We start from the raw sequence: 19,786 nt of genomic DNA on the forward strand, positions 1-19,786 counted from the left end.
GTTGGGCCTTCGGGTGGTGGCGCTCGATGTTCACAGGGCGTCCAGCAACTGACCGGCCATGCGCCTGGCGTCCTTCAGCGGACCGTCATTGCCTTCCAGCCCGGCGCGGGCCATGGCGCCTTCGAGGAGGAACGCCAGATGCGCGGCGACGGCGGAGACCTGTTCTTCCCGGCCCTGCAGCAACGGCGATACGTGCCGGGCCAGGAGTTCCTGGACTTCCTCCTTGTGGCGGCGCACAGCGTCCCGGCCGGGATGGCCGGCCGGCAGTTCAGCCGCGGCGTTGAGCAGGCCACATCCCCGGAAGCCGTACTGGTAGGCGAAGTTGGCGTGGTCCAGGTAGGCATCGAAGACGGCCAGGACCTGGCTGCGCGGTGTCGGCGCCGTTGCCAGCCGCTTGCGGTACAGGCCGAGCCATTCCTCGTGCCTCGCCTCAAGGTAGGCGGCCACCAGATCCGCCTTGGAGCTGAAGTTGTTGTAGAGGCTCTTTTTGGCCACTCCGGCTTCGGCCGTGATGGTGTCGATCCCGGTGGCCGCGACGCCGTTGGCATAGAAAAGCCGCGCGGCAGCGTCGAGCAGCAGTTCGCGGGCGGGGCGGCGCGCAGGGGTCGGGCTGACAGGTGATGAGAGGCCGGGAGCAGCCATGGTTCACTCCTCGCGCAGGTGGTAGGTAGACCAGTCTACCTACCACCTGCGCCAGGAGAAGTCCTCAGGCGGAGTGGACAGCCTCCGGGACAGACCCGGGGTCAGCCGGGGCCCAGGGAGCGCCTGCCTCGAGCTGCCGGGCCACCGCTTCCACAAGGACATCGAGAGGCTGGGTAATGTCGCCGAGAACGTGGGCCTCGTCCGCTGCCAACTCCTCCAGCGCGGCGAACTGGGACTCCAGCAGCGTGCGCGGCATGAATTCGTGGGCCCGGGCATCCATCCGCGCGCCGATGGTTTCCGCGCTGCCGGCGAGGTGGACGAACACCAGGTCCGGCGCGTAACTGCGCAGCAGGTCGCGGTACCGGCGCTTGAGCGCGGAGCAGGCGACGATCGGCGGCACTGTTGGCCCGCCGTCGGCCGTTCCTTCAAACAACCCGGGCGCCGCTCCAGGCAACCCGTCCCGTCCCGCCAGCAGGCCGCCCAGGACGCCGAGCCATGGTTCCCGGTCGCTGTCGGTCAGCGGTATCCCGGCGCCCATCTTTTCCTTGTTGGCGGCGGGGTGGAAGTCGTCGCCGTCGAGGAACGGCCTGCCCAGCCGGCGGCCCAGGAGGGCGCCGACGGTGGACTTCCCGCAGCCGGAGACTCCCATGACCACCAGCGGTGGCAGGTGCCCGCTCATTGGGGCTGCCCCGCGTCGCCGAAGGAGAGGAGCACCTTGCCGGAGCTGGTGGAGTCCTTGGCTACCTCGAAGGCGTGGAGGGCGTCGGCCAGCGGGAATTCGTGCGTGATGACGGGCTCGATGTACAGGGACCCGTCGGCGAGGGCTGCGATCACGTCATCGATCTCGTCGTTGAAGCGGAACGAGCCGAGCAGCTGCAGTTCGCGGGTGATGGCCAGCGAGATGGGCACCGGCTGCATGCCGGTGGGCAGCAGCCCCACCATCACCACGGTGCCGCCGCGCACCGCGCCGCGGATGGCCGAGGCCAGCCCGTGGTGGTTGCCGGAGGATTCGATCACGACGTCGGCCTCCACGGCGGCGATGGCTTCGGTGTCCGCGGCGTTGATGACCTGGTCGGCGCCCACGGCCGTGGCGATCTCCAGCGGCTTGGGGTGAAGGTCGACGGCGGTGATGTGCGCTGCGCCGGCTCGCTTGAGGACGGCGACCGCGAGGGCGCCGATGGGGCCGGAGCCGATGACCAGCGCGGTCTTCCCCCGGACATCCCCGGCCCTGGACACGGCATGCCAGGCGACGGACGCGGGTTCGATCAGTGCCGCGGTGCGCAGGTCGATGCTGTCCGGCAGCGGGCGGAGCATCCGGACGGGCAGCGTGACGTAGCGGCTGAAGGCGCCATCCTTGTGCGGGTAGCGGGCGGCGCTGCCAAGGTAGGTGCAGCCAGGTGACAGGTTGGGCCGGTCCGCCGGGTAGCGCGCGGCGCCTGGACCGGGCGTTGCGGGGTGGACGGCGACGGCGGTCCCGGCCTGCGGCCCGGAGCCATCCGCCGCCTGGCGCACCACCGTGCCGGAGATCTCATGGCCCAGGACCAGCGGCGCCTTGAGGATGGACTCCCCTGCCGCGCCGTGCAGCCAGTAGTGCAGGTCGGAGCCGCAGATGCCGCCGTAGAGGACCTCGACCACTGCTTCGTCGGCTGCGGGCCGGGGCAGCGGGACCTCGTCGATCCGCAGGTCGCCGGCGGCGTGCGCCACCAGTGCCGGGCCGGTGGCGGGCAATGCAACATCAAGGGGCGTTGCCATCAGACCACCACCGTCATTCCGCCATCAATGAAGATGGTCTGTCCGTTCACAAAGTTGGAGCCGTCCGAGGCCAGCCACACCACCGGACCGGCCAGGTCCTCCACGGTGCCCCAGCGGTGGGCCGGTGTCCGGCCGAGGATCCACGAGTTGAACTCCTCGTCGTCCATCAGGTTCTGGGTCATTTCGGTGTGGATGTAGCCAGGTGCCACGGCGTTGATCTGCAGTCCAGAGGCTGCCCATTCTGCGGTCATGGCACGGGTGAGGTTCCGCAGCCCGCCCTTGGCTGCGATGTACGGGGCGATAGTGGGCCGGGCCAGGTCGGTCTGGACAGAACAGATGTTGATGATCTTGCCACGGCCCCGGGTGATCATATGCCGGGCGGCTTCGCGGCCCACCAGGAAGGCGCTGGTGAGGTCCGTGGAGAGGACGCGTTCCCAGTCCGCCACATCCAGGTCGAGCATGGGGACGCGGTGCTGGATGCCGGCATTGTTCACCAGGATTTCCAGCGGGCCTACGTTGTCCTCGATCCAGCGGATGCTGCGGGCGGCGGCGTCGTCGTCGGTGACGTCGAAGGCCACGCTGTGGATCCGGCCGGGCGGGAAGTCTGCCGCCATGGCCGCCTCGGCGTCCTTGAGCCGCTCCGGGTTGACGCCGTTCAGCACTACTGTTGCGCCGGCGTCGGCCAACGCCCTGGCAAGGCCCGAACCGATGCCCCTGCTTGAACCGGTGACCAGGGCTACGCGCCCCGTGAGATCGAACAACGCGCTCATGCGAAGGGTCCTTCCTGCACCAGGTTGGCCGGGGTTTGGCCGGCGGCCAGGGCCTCGAGCTGCTGCTTCAGGAGTTTAAGGATCCGGGGCTCAAAGGCCGAGGCGTTGCCGCCCACGTGCGGGGTGATGAGGGCGTTCCCGGCGGACCACAGCGGGTGGCCGGCGGGCAGCGGCTCGGGATCGACAACGTCGATGGCGCACTGGAGGCGGCCGGAGACCACTTCGCGGGTCAGGGCCTCGGTGCTGATGACGGCGCCGCGGCCCACGTTCACCACCAGGGCTCCGTCGGGCAGTGCGGCCAGGACGTCCCGGTCCACCAGGTGGTGGGTGTTGTCGTTCAGGGGCAGGACGGAGACCAGGATGTCGTGGTCGGCGGCGAGGGCCACCAGTTCATCCGGGCCGTGGACCTGCCCGTCGGCGTCCGTGCGGGCCGTGCTTCCCACCCGGGTGATGGTCACCTCGAAGGGTTCCAGGCGGCGGGCCAGTTCCTTGCCGATCCCGCCGATGCCCAGCAGCAGCACCTTGCGGTCGGCCAGGGACTGGCGGCGCTGCGGCTTCCAGCTTTCAACCTGCTGGTCCTTGACGGCCTGGTCGATGCCGCGCAGCTTGGCGAGGATGAGGCCAACGGCCAGCTCCGCGGTGGCAGCTGCATGGACGCCCGAGGCGTTTGCCACCGCGGCGCCCGGACCGGCCGCCTCGCAGACGCCGTCGTATCCTGTTGACTGCGTCTGCACGAACTTGAGGTCCGGGACCGTGCCCAGGGAACCCAGCACTTCCCCGGCGTTGAGGTAGGGCAGGATGACGCCGTCGATGCTGCCCAGGTCCCCACCGGGGGCCTCCTTCATGTCCCACACCACCCCGCGCAGGCTGCCGGGAAGCGGCGACAGGTCGGCCAGGAGCCGGGAATCGGGAAAGCTGACGGTGTGCACATGCTGCATGGGTGGGGACCTATCGGTTGGTGGTGGTTGAAGTGCGGGCGGACGTCAGGCGGTGGGCTCGCGGCGGTCGAAGGTCAGGCCGCCCGGGACCTGGAAGGTGGGCATGAGTTCAAGCATGCCAACATTCACGTGCCGCGGCGTCTCAATGGCGTAATCAAGGGCGTTGACAATGTCATCGGTAGTGAGCGATTCGTAGCCCTCGTAGTACGTATTCCAGGCTTCTTCCATGGCCTCGGGGCTGCCGCCCAGGTTGCGGCCGAAGATTTCGGTTTCCACCCGGCCGGGGCAGATTTCGGTGACGCGGATGCGCTTGCCCACGGTGTCATTGCGGAGCTGGCGGGAGATCTGGTGCACCGCGGCCTTGGTTGCGTGGTACACGGTGTGGCCATAGAAGTTGTAAAGGCCGGCGATCGAGCTGATGTTCACCACGTGGCCCCGGTCCCGCTCCACCATGCCGGGCAGCACCAGCCGGGTGAGCTGCAGCAGCCCGCGGAGGTTCACGTCCACCAGTTCGTCGATGTCCTGCTCGGAGGAGTCCAGGATGTTGCCGGGCCGGGACACGCCGGCACAGTTCACCAGGACGTCCACCTTGAGGTCGCGGACGACGGCGGTGAGCGCGGCCGTGTCGGTCAGGTCCACCACGTGCGGGACTGCTCCCGTGCGGTCCGCCAGTTCAGCGAGGCGTTCCTCATTGCGGGCCACCGCGTGGACGGTCAGGCCGCGCTTGGCCAGCCGTTCGGCGATGGCTGCGCCCATGCCGGTGGAGGCTCCGGTGACGAGGGCTGTGGTGTAGTCGGAAAAAGGCATTTGGTACTCCAGAAAGTGGGAAGTGACGGGCTCCTGCGTCCGGCGCGGGGCCGGGCGCAGGTGTCCCCGGTTGGCAGGGGGTTAGGGATTGCGTAGCGGTTTGTGGGTGCGGTCCTGGGCGGCGGGAAGGGCATTCATGATGTTCAGGCTCCTGACGCCGGGCTGAGTTCGTACCAGCGCTGGCCGGCGCCGATCCCGAGGAGTCCGAAGACTGTGGTCATGGTGTTCCGGAGTTTGTCCAGTTCCAGGCAGGCTGTGCGGTGCATGGCTGTTGCTTCAGCCACGGATGTCTTTCTGAAGGTGACGGTGTGTCCAGGCCTGGACTGCGCCAGGACATCCAGGGAGCGGCTTGTGACCACTCCCAGGACCGGATAGCCCGCCGTGACGCCGCGTCCCCGGTGCAGGACCAGCAGTTCGTCCCGGGACGGAACCTCGATGGCCCCCACCGGGACACCGCGGGAGAGGACCTCGGAGGTGAGCTGGCGTTCGGGCAGTGCGCCGCCGAGCCGGAGTCCGATGTGGTTGCTTCGGGGGCTCACGGTGTATTCCGTGGTGAAAAGCAGGTCTGCGGTGTCGCCGAATTCGGCCACGTCCGGCCCGTCGGTGACGTCGATGACCGGGTGGGTGGTGAATTCCGGCTTTGCCAGTCCCAGCCTGAACAGGGGCAGGCCGAAGTGTGGCTGCGTGATGGGTGCGGTGGTCTTTTGCGTTGCGAGCCGGGTGCCCTCGACGAGTTTCAGTCCGAAGCCCACCACCGTGTCCGGTGCGCAACTGCCCAGCAGCATGGGGACGGTGAAGGATCCGTGGACGGCGATGTAGGCCCGGAGGCCGGTGCGGATTCCGCGGACCGTCACTGTTTCGCCGGCCCGGACGGAGACGGGCTCCCACTGGGGGCAGTCGCGGCCGCCCACCGTGAGGTCCAGGGGCGCGCCGGTCACGGCGATCAGCAGGTCCGTGGTGGCGCGCATCCTGAAGTCCAGGGCGGTGAGTTCCAGCAGCGGATCATTGTCCCCGTTGCCGGCCAGGATGTTGGCGGCCTTGGCCGAGAACTGGTCCAGGGCCCCGTTGACGGGAAGTCCGAATGCAGGGCCCTTCGTCCGGCCGAGGTCGGTAACTACGGAGTGGCCGGGCTGCAGGATGACAAGTGACCCGGTCATGGCCGTGCCTCCAGGAACTGCCCCTGGTAGTTTCCGAAGTCCTCGGCGGGAATGCGGTAGAAGCGCAGTTCATCGCCGGGGACGTAGGGCACCAGGGGTTCGCGTGCTGCGTCCAGGACCGTCAGGGGGGTCTGGCCGATGACGCACCAGCCTCCTGGTGCCACTGCGGGCGCGATCACTGCTTGGCGTCCGGCCACGGATACGGCACCGGCGGGCACGGACAGCCGCGGGTCCTTGAGCCGGGGGACGGGGACCGGGAAGTCAGGTCCGTCCATCATGGGAGATCCTGCCGGCGCTCCGAGGCAGCGGATGACGTAGGTCTTGGCCGTGTGCCGGGCGATGACGTCCTCAACGTCCAGGCCTTGGTGATCCGCCACGCGGTCCAGGTCTGGCCCGTAGCTGCCGCCGTACACCACGGGGACTTCGAAGCGGCGCGGCTCCCGCAGGGCGGTGCCGGTGAAGTCCAGCTGGCGCATGCCCAGGAGCACGAAGGCCCGGACCTGGCGGGCGGAGGTGAGGTAGGGGTCGAATTCCACCAGGACGGAGTCGTAGGTGGGAACGGCGCCGTGGATGCCGTCGACGCCGGCGGCTGCCAGCCAGCCTGCCAGGGAATGGACGGTGGCCCAGTTGGTTTCTGCGTCACCGGACCGTGCCACCACGCGCAGGGCGGCGTCGCCGGACTCGTAGATGTCCAGCGTTGTCTGGCTGGTCGTCGTTGTGGCGGACATGGTCAGGAAACCTTTTGCTTTGCCGAAAGGACCTCTGCCAGCGGGGCGATGGTGACGCCTGCGGCGATCAGTTCGCTGCGGATCAGGCGGGCAAGTTCGACGGCGCCCGGGTTGTCGCCGTGGAGCAGCACCGTGTCTGCCTGGATGGCGATGTCCCTGCCGGAGGCAGTCTCGATGAGGCCTTCAGTGACCATCCGAACGGTGCGCTGGACGATGACGGAGGGGCTGTGGATCACGGCGCCCGGCTCCCTGCGCGGCACCAGTGTGCCGTCATCCTGGTAGGCGCGGTCCGCGATGCCAACGATGGCCACCCGCAGGCCGCGCTCTACCGCAGCAGTGGCGAGTTCACCGTCCTGCGCCAGGATGATCAGCTTCGGGTCCACCCGGGCGGCGGCATCAGCTACGGCTCCGGCATAGTCCGCCCGGGTGGCCACGAGGTTGCCCAGGCGGCCGTGCGGTGCCAGATGGGAGACGGAAGCGCCGTGGTAGGCCGCAAACGCCGACAGGGCTCCCAGCTGGTAGATGACGTCGGTGCGGACTTCGTCAGCTGTGAGGTCCATCGCCCGGCGGCCGAAGCCGCGGAGATCCGGGAAGCTCGGATGCGCACCAATGCCGACTCCCGTCCTGACACATTCAGCCACGGTGGCGTCCATAATGTCAGGGTCCCCGGCATGGAAGCCGCAGGCGATATTGGCGCTGGACACGATTTCCAGCAGGGCTTTGTCGTCACCGATCGAGTAGGCGCCAAAACCTTCACCAAGATCCGCTACGAGATCGACTGTGGGCATTACGGGCCTTCCTCTGCTGGTACTGCGGGTGTAAATCAGTGTGGCAGCGGGATAGGAGCCACACAAAGACGAATGCGGTATCACGCTATAGGGAACAGTTATGACCTTGGCCGGCGCTATTGACGGCGCAAAAAATGTACAGGGTCCTTATTTCGTGACTATAAGAATGGTGCTTCCAATAAACTATTTCCCTGCTTATGCGCAAAACATATGCCATCATCAAAACCGGTGATGGCCGGGGCGGGGATAGAATGTTCTGGTCATTGGAAAGTCATCTGCAATTAACCTATGCCCGAGACTCGGATCACACAAAGACGTAATGCCTGTCCCGCCATAGCGCCAACGTATGACCCCGCATGCTGAGCCGTCCCCGGCTGGAAAAGAGGAGCGCTATGGACACCCGGAAACTGGCGTACTTCGTGAAGATCGTCGACTCAGGAAGCATCACGAAGGCGGCCGCCGCCCTCCACGTGGCCCAGCCGGCGCTGAGCCAGCAGGTGTCGGCCCTGGAAACGGAGCTGAAGCAGCGGCTCCTGATCCGCAGCAAGCAGGGCGTGGAGCCCACGGCGGCCGGCCATACCCTGTACCGGCACGCGCAGACCATCCTGCGGCTCGTGGACCAGGCCAGGATCGATGTGGCAGCTTCAGGGGCGGCGCCTTCCGGCCGCGTCTCCATAGCAATCGCCCCCTACAGCATGGCGTCCAGCTTGACCCCGCGGATTATCAGTGAGGTGGGGCGGCGCTACCCCGACATCGTGCTGCACTTGACCGAGATTTACGGCGGCGTGCTCAGTGAGGCCATCAAGAACGGGCGGCTGGACATGGCACTCATCTACGAGCCGGGGCCAATTCGCGGGGTGCAGTTCACCACCCTCATCGTCGAGGACCTGTACCTGATCGTGAACTCCCGGCGGGAGCTCCCGGTAGCGGCGGACGCTGACACGATCACCCTGGACGAGGTGGCTGACGTCGGGCTCTTCCTGCCGGAACAGATCCACACGCTGCGGCAGGTGGTTCAGGCGGGCATCGACAGCAGTGGCCTGAAGTTGAAGCTGGTGGGCGAGGTGGAATCAGTCCCCTCCCTCACCCGGCTGCTCCGCACGGACCTCGGAGCCACTATCCTGCCCAAGTCGGCTGCGGACGCACTGTTCCACGAGGAGGACTTCCGGGTGCTGCGGATCGTCGAACCCGCGATGCAGTGCAGGATCGCACTCTGCACCCCTGACCACGAGCCCTTGTCCGAAGCCGCGTCTGCCGTCCTGCTGGTACTCAAGGAAATGCTGCAGGAAATACTCCGGAGTAAATATTCCGCGCCCCCCGCCACGCCACTCGCGGCATCATAAGCGCGCCTTATCAGGTCACTCTGCTTTAGTCTTATTCAGGTAATTCAGCAGGTCCTAGGATAAAAGTCATAAAGGTTCGCCAAAGGCGCAACCCTGGCATTTAAATTCCCTGGAGCCCAGCCATGAAAAAGATCACCAGCGTGCAGTACCGGAAATCAGCTGAAAGAAGGATCCAGCTCAAAGCCGGCACCGGTTCCCACTGCCCCACCAACGGCTTCTGGCGTCCGGAGGACGCGCCCGCCACGGAACCGGTCTTCGTGTTCGAGGGAAGCATGATGCCGCCCGGAAAACGCGGCTCCACCATGTGGTACCTGGATGACGCCCAGGTAGGACCGCCTACCCACCTGCTGCCCGGCATGAACTGATCGGCGCATCGGCTTCAAAGCGGCAACAGGCAAGCCCCGGAGTTCCGAAAGGAACCCCGGGCCTCTGTCGTTTAACCCCATCGATTGCTGAGTATCTGCCGTTATGAGGGCTCAAAACGGCAATTACTCAGCAATCGATGGGGTGTGGGGCTACAGGGCGGGCTCCAGTTCGGCGTCCTCCACCAGCAGCCCCTTAGCCTTCAGCACATCGGTCAGCTTGCACAACTCGATGGTGGTGCCGCCTTCCTTGTAGCGGCGGATGAGGTCGTCCTCAGCGTCCACGCGTGCCTGCGACAGCTTAATGACTTCCTCGATCTCATCCTTGCGGACCACCACCACGCCGTCGGCATCACCCAGCAGGACATCGCCCGGGTAGACAATCTCGTCGCCGAAGACCAGGGGATGGTTGATGGGGCCAATGGTTTCCTTGACGGTCCCCTTGATGCAGATACTGCCGGAGAACACCGGCAGTCCGAGTTCAATAAGGTCCTTGGTGTCGCGGACACCGGAATCCGTGACCATACCGGCCAGGCCCTTCGCCTTCATGGCGTTGCCCAGCACGTCGCCAAACGTCCCGGCTTCGTCGTACTCACCGGCTGCCACCAGCACAACGTCGCCCTTCCGGGCGTAATGGATGGCCACCTGAAGCATCAGATTGTCCCGCGGCGCACAGACCACGGTGACGGCGGGGCCGCAGAAGGACATGCTGCGGTCGATCGGCTTTATTTTCGAGCTCAGGGCGCCTTTGCGGCCCTGCGCTTCGTGCACCGTGGCGGAGGAGAACTTGGAAAGCCGCTGAACGGCGTCTTCTGAAGGCCGGTCGAATTTTGTCTTGACGTGGATCATGAGGTGCTCCTGTTATTTAGAAAGCGTGGGCAAAGTAATGGTTGGGTCAGGCAAGAGCCGTGACGGCCTTTTCGATGGCAGCGATGGATTCCTCGATCACCGGCAGCCCGGTGGCATAGGAAATCCGGAAGTAGGGGCTCAGCCCGTACGCCGACCCCTGGATGACGGCAACAGAGGCCGCCTCCAGCAGGTACAGCGTGAAATCCTCGTCGTTGGTGATCTTCCTGCCATCTGGCGTCGTCTTGCCGATGACCCCGGCGCAGTTGACGTACGCGTAAAAGGCGCCATCCGGCGTCGCGCACTCCAGGCCCTTGACCGCGTTCAGCCCGGCGACTGCCGCATCACGCCGTTCGCGGTACACCTCCACGCTGTCGCGGACGAATGCCTGGTCTCCGCCGAGTGCCTCGGCGGCGGCGGCCTGGCTGATGGAGGACGGGCAGGAGGACATCTGGGACTGCAGCTTGTTGATGGCAGCCACCAGGGGCGCCGGCCCTCCGGCGTAACCCAGCCGCCATCCGGTCATCGCGTAGGCCTTGGAGACCCCGTTGGTGACCAGCACACGGTCCTTAAGCTCAGGGGCAACGGCCACCAGACTGGTGATGGGCTCTTCGCCGAAGTGGATCTCGTCGTAGATCTCATCAGTGAGGACGTAGACGGCAGGATGCTCCTTGAGGACGGCGGCCAGGCCTGCCAGTTCTTCGCGGGAGTACACCGCCCCTGTGGGGTTGGAGGGCGTATTGAGAATAACCCACTTGGCGCGCTCCGTCAGTGCCCCTGCCAGCGCCTCAGGGGTGAGTTTGAAACCGGCGTCCTCACCACAGGAAACGATGACGGGGGTGCCTTCGTTGGCGAGCACCATGTCCGGGTAGGAGACCCAGTACGGTGCGGGAATGACAACCTCGTCGCCTGCATCGAGTGTGGCCATGAACGCGGTGAAGATGACCTGCTTCCCGCCCCCTCCGATGGTGATCTCGCCCGGCGCGTACTGCTGGCCGGTTTTGCGATGCAGCGTCTGCAGGATGGCCTTTTGCAGTTCGGGCGTCCCGGTGACCGATGTGTACTTGGTTTCACCACGGCCGATGGCTGCGATGGCAGCGTCCTTGATGTGCTGGGGCGTGTCGAAATCCGGCTCGCCGACCGTCAGGTCCAGGATCCGGCGGCCCTCGGCCTTGAGCTCCCGGACACGGGCCGCCGCGGCAACGCTGGGTGAGGATTTGATACGGGTTACGCGTGATGCGGGCACGAATTCAGGCATGGTCTCTTCCAGGCTTCCGGTGCGGATGAGGGTTGTTCAATCGAGCCTACGGAAGGAGCCGCCCTCTTGGATAAGACCTAAAGTGCGTGGACAGATAAGCAGCCCTTATGACGGAGCAGCCAAAACTTTCGCCTATTGCTCCACGCACTTTCGGTATTGCCTTACCGGATTGCCGGCGGCGTAACCTGCAGGGTGGATAACGGGCCTACTGAAGGCCAAGCGCCGCCGCGACGCCTTCCATGCCAGCGTCCCGAACCGCGGGAGAGGTACGCCTGCCGGCGGGAAGCCACGCGGGCATGGAAACACCAACTAAGACAAGGAGCAGAGGTGCCCGGCAGACAGATTCAGGAACGGATACCTCCGCGAACAGCCGGCACCGGGACAGGCGGGGCCGGCGTAGCAGCGTACCGGTACCGGGGCGTCCCGAAGCCAGACCCCGCCACGGCCCGCGCCCAACAAGCCCTGGCCATGCTGGCCCAGCTGCGGACGACCCTCGCACTTCGGTCCAGCAGGGTACGTGCCCTCACCGCCGAGCTGGGTGATTGCCTTGCCCAGGCCGTGTGCGACGGCGTGAAGATTTCCGCCGTCGCGAAGGCCGCCGGCCAGCCTGCCGCCAGTATCCGGTCTGCCACGCTGGCACGCGGCGGGCTGTACCCCTCCGGCCAAACCCGAAGCGGTCATCTTCACCTCATCGCGGGATTGGCTTCGGAGCTGGCGGCAGCCGAAGGCGCCCGGAGTGATGCGGAACAACAACGAACGCAGGTACTGGCCCTGGCCAGGAAATCCCGGCTCCTGGACGACTACCAACTTGCCGGGGCAAGCGGCCTGAAGTCCGACGAAATCCGCAAAATGACCAGGGGCGTCGGCTTGCGTGTGGCCCATCCGCAATGATCGTCCAGGGTCTCCGGTTCTTCGGCTCCAAGCCATAACAAATCGCTATGTAGGTACATAAAAGAGGACTTTGTGTGACCCACACCGCAAACGTTAACTTGATGTCTGGGGCCAGTCCGCAAAAGCCGTCAACACGACTTGCGAGAGAGCTCACAGCAGGACCAGCCGGACATTCCACTCAAGATCTCTTTCCGAGAGCCCAGGTATAGCGGCAACCGGTGTTCACCATCATTCACGGAGACGAAATGACAGAAACTACACTTCCCAGGAAGACCCCGGTCAGGGCCGCAATCGCGGCCTGGATCGGTACGACGTTGGAGTACTACGACTTCGCGGTGTATGGCACCTCGTCGGCGTTGGTTCTGAACGTGCTCTTCTTTTCACCCGAGCTGCCCCAGGGCCTCAGCGTGCTGCTCGCCATGATCACCTTCGCGGTCGGCTACGCGGTACGCCCGCTCGGCTCCCTCATCCTGGGGCCGCTGGGCGATCGCCGCGGCCGCAAGTTCGTCATGATGATCACACTGTTCGGCATCGGCGGCTGCACCTTCCTGATCGGGTGCCTGCCCACCTACGCCCAGATCGGTCCTCTTGCTCCGATCTTGCTCGTGCTGATCCGCGTCATCCAGGGACTGTGCCTTTCCGGCGAGCAGCCCAGTGCCATCACCATGAGCCTGGAGCATGCCTCCGAAGGCCGGCGCGGGTTCCTCGCGAGCTTCACCACCTTGGGTTCCTCCTCAGGCACGCTGCTCACCCTGCTGGTCTTCATCCCGATCGCCGCTATGCCCTCGGATCAGTTGCTGAGCTGGGGCTGGCGGCTGCCGTTCTGGGCCTCCGCCCTCGTGGTGGTCGCTGCTTACCTGATCCGCCGCCACGTCCAGGAGCCGCCCGAGTTCGTAAAGGCCCAGGCCGCCAAAGCGAACGTTGCCCCTCTCCGGCATCTTCTGCGCTTCCACTGGCGTGCAGTGCTGCGGATCGTATTCTGTGCCCTCATCGCGGGCACCAGCTACATGATGCAGACCTTCTCGGTAGCCTTCGGGACCGCCGGGTACAAGCTGGATAAGCCAACCATGCTCCTGACGACCACAGTCTCGGCCGTGATCGCCCTCGGAATCACGCCCCTGGCGGGATTCCTTGTGGACAAGATCGGCCGCAAAACGATGTTCCTTATTGCAACGGGCGGCGTAGGCGTCACTATGGTGCCCTACCTGTGGTCGATCACCACCGGCAACTGGTCCCTGATCTTCCTGTTTGGCATCATCAACTACTCCCTCTTCTACTCAATGGTGAACGCGTCCTGGCCGTCGTTCTTCGCGGAGATGTTCCCCGGCCGGCTGCGCGTCTCCGGGCTCGCCCTTGGCACCCAGATCGGCTTCGCCATCTCGGGCGTCATCGGCCCCGTTCTCTCGACAGCACTCGCTGGCCCCGACCTGAAAGATTGGGTCGGACCATCCATGGTCGCTCTCGGGTTCATGGTCCTGGCAGGAATCTCAGCCCTCACCGCCAAGGAGACCAAAAAGTACACCCTCAAGGAGCTCGACGAGGTGCAGCAGAGCGAGCAGGAAACGTCTGTCCTCACGGCCGCGGCCATGTCCCCAAGCACAGCTGCCCGCGGCCTCGCTGGTTAGCCCGAAAAGCAGAGGTGACAGGTCATCGCCCCCTGAGATGATCGCGTACTAGCTGTACGGGCCACAACGTTGATTCCTTTGTGAACAAGTGAAGACCTCTTAGTGACGGCAGCAACACAGCCAACAACTAAGAGGTCTTCACTTTGCGCACGGGCAGGGAATTAGTTGCGCCCATCCGGCGTTGTCGATCTGTCCAGAACAATCTGGACATCAGCAGCTGGACAGGAGAACACACCACATGTCAGTTGACTACGACGCTCCGCGGGTGACTCCCGAGGAAGAGCCGAACGTCGCCTTGGAGGAGCTGAAGTCCGACAAGTCCGGCCGCCGGGAGGCCGCTCCCGACATGGACGAAACGGACCTCGCGGACAGCTTCGAGCTGCCCGGCGCCGACCTCTCCAACGAGGAACTCCTCATCCAGGTGGTCCCGGTGCAGGCAGACGAATTCACGTGCATGTCCTGCTTCCTGGTGCATCACCGCAGCCAGTTGGCCCGTGAGAAGGACGGCAAGAAGTACTGCAAGGAATGTGAGGGGTAGCAGGGGGACGATGGCCGGCCACGTTCTGATTTCAACTAATGGAATCAGGGCTCGTGGCCGGGGCGTGGGACAGCCATGATGTAGGTCACGCTCCGGCAAGGGCCGGCCGACTGGAAAGAAGGAAACCATGTCCCTCAGCGTTGAGGAAATGAACAAGCAGCTCCCGGTGGCCAACGCGCTGCCCGGCGAGGCGGTCCCGTATTACATGGCGTCGGGCGAAGGCGCACGCTACGAGATCAACGGCCAACTGGTGACGGTCATCGCGCGCGCCGGCGACACCGGGGGCATCTTCAGCGCTGCCTACATCTCCGGCGGCATGGGCGCTGAGTCGCCGTTCGTCAGCCACAAAGTGGAGCACAAGACGCTCTACGTTTTCGACGGGATCCTGCATGTCTGGCTGCCGGGCGAGAGCCGCATCCTCACCCCCGGCGACTCGGTGGTCATCCCGCCCAACACGCCGCACGCGTACCGGATGGCCAGCCACTACACCCGCTTCCTGAACTGGATGACGCCCGGCGGCGGCGAGGCCTACTACGAGCGGGTGGGCACGCCCATCGATTCGCACGTCCCGCCGGTGCGCCCCGGCCACAGGGCCAGCCTGCAGGAGCAGGCAGAGGTGGGCGCCGAGTTTGGCATCACGTTCCCTGACGTTGAGCGTGTGGCGCCGTCGTTCAAGCACGACGCCGGGCTGCCGCCCACGCAGAGCCCGTACTTCCTCAGTGCCGGCGAGGGTGAGCGCCTGGTCAGCTACCAGACCATGTTCACCTACCTGTCCCGGCCCGCCAACACCGGTTCCAACTACTTCGCCGTGCACACCAAAGGCGCCAAGACCCCCTACATCCCGATGCACTTCCACTCCCAGCACACGGAGAACTTCCTCTGCACCGAGGGCCGGATGTGGCTCTACGCCAACGGCCGCGAGATGCTCCTGACCAAGGGCGACTTCGTGCACGCCCCCGCCGGGACCATCCACTCGTTCGCGCTCGACGCGCACAACACGCAGATGGTGGGCTTCCTGACGCCGTCGGTGTTCAACGGCTTCTTCGAGTACTTCAACGAACCCACCGAGGACTACATGTACACCGAGGGCGGCGAGCCCTACATGGACATGGAGGGCTTCGGGCGCGCCCAGGCCGAGATGGACCTGACCGTCGTCGGCCCTCCGCCGCAGCGCCGCGCAGCGCTGGACATCCCCTAAACCACATCCATTGCTCCGTAATTGTCGTTTTGAGCACTGAGAACGACAATTACGGAGCAATCGATGAGGTCTTGTTCGATACGAAGGCCCGGACTTCCGAGAGGAAATCCGGGCCTTCTGGTCTTTTAAACCCATCGATTGCTGAGTAACTGCCGTTATGGCGCCCCAAAACGGCAGTTACTCAGCAATCGATGGTGGGAGGGTGGGAGGGTAGGTGGGTCAGGGTCAGGGGGTGGCTTGCCTGACGAGTTCGCGGCCGTAGTCGTTGCCGTTGGGGGTGCGGACCACGGTGTGCATGTGGAACGGGGCGGGCTGGTCGTTGCTGAGGAAGACGCCGGTGTGGTGGTCCAGTTCCAGCACCACCACAGGGCTCTGCACCCGGAAGTAGAACGCTTCCTCCCCTTCCCAGCCGCCGATCCAGCTGAAGAATGTTTCACCGTAGTGTTCCTGGATTTCCCGGCGGCGGGCGGCACGGGGACCGTCCGGCAGGTAGGCGATGAAGTCCTCCACCACGGCGTCGAGCAGTTCCCGGGTTCCGGGCGGCATGTCGGTGACCGGGATGCCCTCGTACGGGATCACCCGGTTGTCCTGGAAGCAGCCGCCCAGGTGCCGTTCGTCGCCCGGGTGGAGGCGGCCCGCGGGCATGGCCGGGTCCACCATCTCCGCATAAACAACAGCGCGGTCCCGCAGGTCCGCAGGCAGGGCGGCCATCAGCTGCCGGGCCAGGGCGATGCGCTCCTTGAACACCTTGACGCCCTTGTGCGGGCCGGCGTCGATCATGTCCGGCTCTGCGCCCATGAACACCGGCGAGACCACCAGCTGCGTCCCGGCCACCAGGCAGTTCAGCGCCGCGTGGTGGCCAAACAGCTGCCACCCCCACGGCTGCGTCTCGGAAGGCTCCCCATACAGGGCGAAGTTGTAGCTGAACTCGTTCATGAGCAGCGGCAGCTCCACCAGGTCACCCAGGAAGCCGTTGATCCGCATCAGGTTCCGCACCAGCTCAAACCCGGCCGGGCTCAGCGAAGCCTCCACCACGCCGAGCACCGCATCCCGCACGGGACCGGCAACCTCGTCCAGGCGGAGCCCCGTGTCGTGCTGCATGAATTCGGGGTTGGCCCAGCTCTGCCATTCCGGCACGTCCACGGCGTAGCAGAGCTTCCCGGCCTGGTCCGCGGTGACCGTGCCCATCAGCTTCCGCGCCGCAGCCACCATGTCCGCGGTGGGCGCTTCCTCACCGGGCCGGGCAGGTGCCAGCAGGTAGAGGCCCTCCCGGCGGACGCCGTCGCTGGTGATGCCCGTGAATGGCTGCGGATAGAGCTTCCGCCAGCCCTCGATCATGGGGCCGGCGAACGCATCGGTCTTGGCGGCCTCGGCGTATTCGCGGGCATCCAGTCCGCGGATGTCCGCCACGCGGGGGTGGTCCGGGGTAAAGAGGAAATCACGGAATGATGACGTCGACACGGGCGCTCCTGGTCTCGATGGAAGGTGCAGGTTCTTCAGGACGTGCGGGAGGGAAAGCGGTCGCCCAGCCCGCGGCGGCGGACAGCGCGGCGGCGGCCTCCACCGGGGAGTTGCCGCGCCAGGCCACGTGCTGGTCCGGACGGACCAGCACGGCAGCAGCGCCCCACAGGTCCGCAAGGTGCGTTCCGTCGTCGGAAGGCCCGACGGCGGCCACGGTCACCGGGATGCCCTGCCGGGCACCGGCGGCCAGGACGGGCTCGAAAACTTCGGCGGGGTCCACCCCGCCCAGCGATCCGGCGTCGGCCAGCAGTGTGAAGCCCGCACCAAGGGCGCTGTACAGGGAACGGGAATCCGCCAGCCAGGCGTGCGGCAGCAGGGCCCCCGGAGCAGCGGACGGAATGTACCGGATGGGGTCCTCGTCGGGGAGGGCAGAACCGTCCGGCAGCACCACGGGCGAGCCGCCGTACGCGTAGCCCAGCACCAAGCCGAGGGAGTCGAACTCGCTCTGTTTCACGGCAAGTGCCCGGTGCGCAGCCCCGCGGGCGGCATCCCCCGCACGGCCGGCCGCAACCAGGTCCGGGTCTGCGAAGTGGTAGGCCAGGGCCTTGCCGTTGGTGGCGGCGTCGCGGATGGTGCGCGCAGCCACCGGCCGGCGTTCCGCCCCGTAGCTGGCGAGGAGTCCGGGCCCGGCCCAGCCGTTGATCGTGGCGGCGAGCTTCCAGGCCAGGTTGGCGGCGTCGCCGATGCAGGTGTTGAAACCGTGGCCGCCCCAGGGCGGGTTGAGGTGCGCCGCGTCCCCCACCAGGAAGACGTTGCCGCGGCTGTATTCGGGAGCCAGCAGCATCCGTGCCGTCCAGGGGTCGGTGGCCACCACCTCGATGTCCACGTCCGAGCCCACCAGGGAGCGGACCATCGCGGCCGCGTCCCCGGCAGTGACCGTCACGGACGGATCCACGCCCTGGACGATGGCCCACCACGTGCCGTCGCGGTCCATGGGTCCCACCATGCCGGAGGTCTCCGAGCCCACCACCCAGTACTGCACGGCCGGATCCACAGAGACAGCGGACGCCAGCGATTTCGAGCGGAAGAGGATGCTGATGTTGGACAGCTCGGCGGAGCCGCCTTCCAGCCGCAGTCCCAGGCTGCGGCGCACCGCGGAGGACCCGCCGTCGGCCCCGATGACGTACTCCGCGGCGATGGTGCGTTCGGCACCTTCGGGATCCCCAACGACGACGGCGCAGGGTGCCGTGGCGGCCCCGCCTTCAGGGGCACTCACGCCAGTGACGGTGCACCCGGCCAGGAACGTCACCAGCGGGTGGCTGTCGACGGCGGCCCGGAGCACCTCCTCGAGGACGGGCTGCGGTACCTGCTGGCCGCACTCCGGCTGCGGCCCGTACCGGCCGGGAACCAGCTGGAAAGCATTGCGGAACCGGCGCAGCTCATGGGCCGAAGGGCCGGTGAGGCCGGTGCAGAAGATGACGTCCTGGGCGTATTCCACCGGCAGCGGCGCGGCGTCCCGGAGAACCTCGGCGAGGCCCAGCCGGCGCAGGTGCGTCATGGTGCGGGCGTTGGTGGTCTTGGCACGCGGCCGGGTGTGGTCCAGCGCTGTCCGCGGTTCGATGACGGTGCTGGGCACCCCGCGGGAGGCGAGGTCCAGTGCCAGGAAGAGTCCGCTGGGGCCGCCGCCGGCGATCAGGACCCGAACCTCCGCCGGGAGGTCAGCCGCGGTAGGGAAGGCGCTCATCAGGCACGGCTCCGAAGGGAAATGTCGCCCACCGGCGTGGTCAGGATGCCCAGCTTCTCAATCTCCACTTCCACGGTATCGCCGGGCTGCAGCAGCCACTGCGGGGTGCGGGCGTAGCCCACGCCATCGGGGGTGCCGGTGGCGATGACGTCACCCGGGTGCAGGGTGAAGGTTTCGCTGATCAGCGAAATGATGGCCGGGACAGAGAAAATCATGTCCCGGGTGTTGCCGTTCTGGGCTTCGATCCCATTGACGCGGGTGCGGACCTGCAACCCGTCGCGCAGGTCGCCCACCTCGTCGCGGCTCACCACTGGACCCAGGGGGCCGCTGAAATCGCCGTTCTTCCCCAGGGTCCACTGCGAAGTGAGCTTCTGGGCCCTGCGCGAGGTGATGTCGTTGAACGTGGAGTAGCCAAAGACGGCATCCGCCGCGGTGTCCTCGTCGGCGGACTCCACCCGGCGGCCGATGTAGGCGGCAACTTCGCCTTCCCAGTCCAGCCCTGCCTCGCCCGCCGGGACGGGGACGGGCACGTTGCCCACGGACAGGGAGGCTGTCCACCGGGCGAACAGCGTGGGGTACGGAGGAAGTTCCTGGTCCTTGAAGCTGCCCTCGGCCACGTGCGCCTTGTAGTTCAGCCCCACGCAGATCACCCGCGCGGAGGCGGGAACCAGCGGCACCTCGATGACGCTGCCGCGTTCCAGCCAGCCCTCGCCGTCGGACGCTTCAGCGTGTGCCGCGCCGGCAACCAGGGCTGCCGCCTTGTCCTGCCAGCCCTCGGCGTCGGCCCAGAAATCGTCGGCCGGCGTGAGCGGGAGGACCCGGGAGCCGGCGAGCGCCGCTGCCCAGGGTCCGCCGTGGTGGGTGATGCCGATGAACTGCATGGGAGGCCTTTCGGTCTGGTCCGGGGTGCGGGTATTGCCCCGGCATGGTGGTGGGAA

Annotated in this window: 20 protein-coding genes; 6 read left to right on the top strand and 14 right to left on the bottom strand. The window is 66.3% G+C overall.

Annotation, left to right across the window (positions count from 1 at the left end; translation table 11 throughout):
* Window positions 1-30: 30 nt before the first annotated feature.
* The 9 genes from PUN51_RS19135 to PUN51_RS19175 form a co-directional block, all read right to left on the bottom strand.
* On the bottom strand, window positions 31-642 hold the full coding sequence (locus PUN51_RS19135) for a TetR/AcrR family transcriptional regulator (protein ID WP_275182164.1): 612 nt from the start codon (window positions 640-642) through the stop codon (window positions 31-33).
* Window positions 643-706: 64 nt separating this feature from the next.
* Window positions 707-1,321, bottom strand: a complete 615-nt coding sequence (locus PUN51_RS19140) for a gluconokinase (protein WP_275182165.1) — start codon at window positions 1,319-1,321, stop codon at window positions 707-709.
* Window positions 1,318-2,394 (bottom strand): L-idonate 5-dehydrogenase, encoded by a 1,077-nt coding sequence (locus tag PUN51_RS19145; RefSeq protein WP_275182166.1) that lies wholly within the window; start codon window positions 2,392-2,394, stop codon window positions 1,318-1,320. The genes PUN51_RS19140 and PUN51_RS19145 overlap by 4 nt, the downstream gene beginning before the upstream one ends.
* A complete protein-coding gene (locus PUN51_RS19150) occupies window positions 2,394-3,164 on the bottom strand; it encodes an SDR family oxidoreductase (protein ID WP_275182167.1) in 771 nt (256 codons plus the stop codon). The genes PUN51_RS19145 and PUN51_RS19150 overlap by 1 nt, the downstream gene beginning before the upstream one ends.
* The gene (locus tag PUN51_RS19155; protein ID WP_275182168.1) at window positions 3,161-4,102 is read right to left on the bottom strand and encodes a 2-hydroxyacid dehydrogenase; all 942 of its coding nucleotides are present in this window, start codon (window positions 4,100-4,102) and stop codon (window positions 3,161-3,163) included. The genes PUN51_RS19150 and PUN51_RS19155 overlap by 4 nt, the downstream gene beginning before the upstream one ends.
* A gap of 45 nt (window positions 4,103-4,147) precedes the next feature.
* Window positions 4,148-4,909: an SDR family oxidoreductase gene (locus PUN51_RS19160; RefSeq protein WP_159633952.1), complete on the bottom strand. Its 762-nt coding sequence runs from the start codon at window positions 4,907-4,909 to the stop codon at window positions 4,148-4,150.
* A 143-nt stretch (window positions 4,910-5,052) separates the two neighbouring features.
* Complete coding sequence (locus PUN51_RS19165; protein ID WP_275182169.1) at window positions 5,053-6,066, bottom strand: biotin-dependent carboxyltransferase family protein; 1,014 nt, start codon at window positions 6,064-6,066, stop codon at window positions 5,053-5,055.
* The gene (locus PUN51_RS19170; RefSeq protein ID WP_224024444.1) at window positions 6,063-6,794 is read right to left on the bottom strand and encodes a 5-oxoprolinase subunit B family protein; all 732 of its coding nucleotides are present in this window, start codon (window positions 6,792-6,794) and stop codon (window positions 6,063-6,065) included. Before PUN51_RS19170 ends, PUN51_RS19165 begins: the two co-directional genes overlap by 4 nt.
* Before the next feature lie 2 nt (window positions 6,795-6,796).
* Entirely contained in the window at window positions 6,797-7,582 is a 786-nt protein-coding gene (locus tag PUN51_RS19175; protein ID WP_275182170.1) for a LamB/YcsF family protein, read from the bottom strand.
* 392 nt (window positions 7,583-7,974) lie between these two features.
* Between PUN51_RS19175 and nac the strand changes: the two genes are divergently transcribed.
* Together nac and PUN51_RS19185 are read left to right on the top strand one after the other, a co-directional pair.
* Entirely contained in the window at window positions 7,975-8,925 is a 951-nt protein-coding gene (gene nac, locus PUN51_RS19180; RefSeq protein ID WP_224024440.1) for a nitrogen assimilation transcriptional regulator NAC, read from the top strand.
* A 122-nt stretch (window positions 8,926-9,047) separates the two neighbouring features.
* Window positions 9,048-9,290, top strand: a complete 243-nt coding sequence (locus PUN51_RS19185) for a hypothetical protein (protein WP_159633967.1) — start codon at window positions 9,048-9,050, stop codon at window positions 9,288-9,290.
* A 150-nt stretch (window positions 9,291-9,440) separates the two neighbouring features.
* On the opposite strand, the gene PUN51_RS19190 is transcribed toward PUN51_RS19185, so the two are convergent.
* Both PUN51_RS19190 and PUN51_RS19195 read right to left on the bottom strand, forming a co-directional pair.
* Window positions 9,441-10,136, bottom strand: a complete 696-nt coding sequence (locus tag PUN51_RS19190; RefSeq protein WP_224024439.1) for a 4-carboxy-4-hydroxy-2-oxoadipate aldolase/oxaloacetate decarboxylase — start codon at window positions 10,134-10,136, stop codon at window positions 9,441-9,443.
* A gap of 46 nt (window positions 10,137-10,182) precedes the next feature.
* Window positions 10,183-11,391, bottom strand: coding sequence for an aspartate transaminase (locus PUN51_RS19195; RefSeq protein ID WP_224024437.1), 1,209 nt, complete (start codon window positions 11,389-11,391; stop codon window positions 10,183-10,185).
* A gap of 327 nt (window positions 11,392-11,718) precedes the next feature.
* Between PUN51_RS19195 and PUN51_RS19200 the strand changes: the two genes are divergently transcribed.
* From PUN51_RS19200 to PUN51_RS19215, 4 genes are all read left to right on the top strand, one after another.
* Complete coding sequence (locus PUN51_RS19200; protein WP_275182171.1) at window positions 11,719-12,282, top strand: hypothetical protein; 564 nt, start codon at window positions 11,719-11,721, stop codon at window positions 12,280-12,282.
* Between the two features lie 245 nt (window positions 12,283-12,527).
* Window positions 12,528-13,907 (top strand): MFS transporter, encoded by a 1,380-nt coding sequence (locus PUN51_RS19205; RefSeq protein WP_159633976.1) that lies wholly within the window; start codon window positions 12,528-12,530, stop codon window positions 13,905-13,907.
* Window positions 13,908-14,145: 238 nt separating this feature from the next.
* Window positions 14,146-14,445: a DUF4193 domain-containing protein gene (locus tag PUN51_RS19210; RefSeq protein ID WP_018772148.1), complete on the top strand. Its 300-nt coding sequence runs from the start codon at window positions 14,146-14,148 to the stop codon at window positions 14,443-14,445.
* A 127-nt stretch (window positions 14,446-14,572) separates the two neighbouring features.
* Window positions 14,573-15,643 carry a quercetin 2,3-dioxygenase gene (locus tag PUN51_RS19215; RefSeq protein ID WP_275182172.1) on the top strand — a complete coding sequence of 357 codons (1,071 nt, stop codon included), beginning with the start codon at window positions 14,573-14,575 and terminating at the stop codon, window positions 15,641-15,643.
* A 225-nt stretch (window positions 15,644-15,868) separates the two neighbouring features.
* Here PUN51_RS19215 and PUN51_RS19220 read toward each other — a convergent pair whose 3' ends face one another.
* The 3 genes from PUN51_RS19220 to PUN51_RS19230 are packed head-to-tail and all read right to left on the bottom strand — an operon-like array spanning window position 15,869 to window position 19,729.
* Complete coding sequence (locus tag PUN51_RS19220) at window positions 15,869-17,104, bottom strand: DUF3500 domain-containing protein (RefSeq protein WP_275182173.1); 1,236 nt, start codon at window positions 17,102-17,104, stop codon at window positions 15,869-15,871.
* Complete coding sequence (locus PUN51_RS19225; RefSeq protein WP_275182174.1) at window positions 17,082-18,848, bottom strand: FAD-dependent monooxygenase; 1,767 nt, start codon at window positions 18,846-18,848, stop codon at window positions 17,082-17,084. The genes PUN51_RS19220 and PUN51_RS19225 overlap by 23 nt, the downstream gene beginning before the upstream one ends.
* On the bottom strand, window positions 18,848-19,729 hold the full coding sequence (locus PUN51_RS19230; protein WP_275182175.1) for a fumarylacetoacetate hydrolase family protein: 882 nt from the start codon (window positions 19,727-19,729) through the stop codon (window positions 18,848-18,850). The genes PUN51_RS19225 and PUN51_RS19230 overlap by 1 nt, the downstream gene beginning before the upstream one ends.
* Window positions 19,730-19,786 lie beyond the last annotated feature (57 nt).

The sequence above is a fragment of the Arthrobacter sp. NQ4 genome (assembly GCF_029077345.1).
Classification (GTDB): Bacteria; Actinomycetota; Actinomycetes; order Actinomycetales; family Micrococcaceae; genus Arthrobacter.